The sequence below is a fragment of the Methylobacterium frigidaeris genome (assembly GCF_022179185.1).
Classification (GTDB): Bacteria; Pseudomonadota; Alphaproteobacteria; order Rhizobiales; family Beijerinckiaceae; genus Methylobacterium; species Methylobacterium frigidaeris.
This window is the reverse complement of sequence record NZ_BPQJ01000177.1, coordinates 1-297: the sequence shown is the minus strand read 5'-3', so window position 1 is coordinate 297 and position 297 is coordinate 1. Positions and strand designations below refer to the sequence as shown.

The window sequence follows — 297 nt, the reverse complement described above, 5'->3', positions numbered from 1 at the left end:
GGCCCTCGAGCCGGTGAAGCCAGGCGGCCACCGCATGCACGTCGAGATTGTGCTCGGTGGATTTCCACGTGAGGACCGTCTGCCCCGGGTCGAAGCCGTCGCGCCCGCCCGAGAAACCCTCCGGCGCACGGGCATCCGCCGCGTTGGCGGTGATCCAGCCCAGCATGCGCCGGACTCCTGCGCGGTAGCCCGCCTCCGGGGCGCTTCCGTCGAGGTTCAGCAGCGCCAGGGCAGCCCAGGCAACGTTGCCGGTCGCGGTGCCGTCCTGATAGGCGTCCTCCGCCCATAGTTTCTGCC

Annotated in this window: 1 pseudogene; it reads right to left on the bottom strand. The window is 71.0% G+C overall.

What is annotated here, in order from left to right:
• Nucleotides 1–297: pseudogene (locus tag MFF64_RS36745) on the bottom strand (hypothetical protein); the annotation flags it as partial.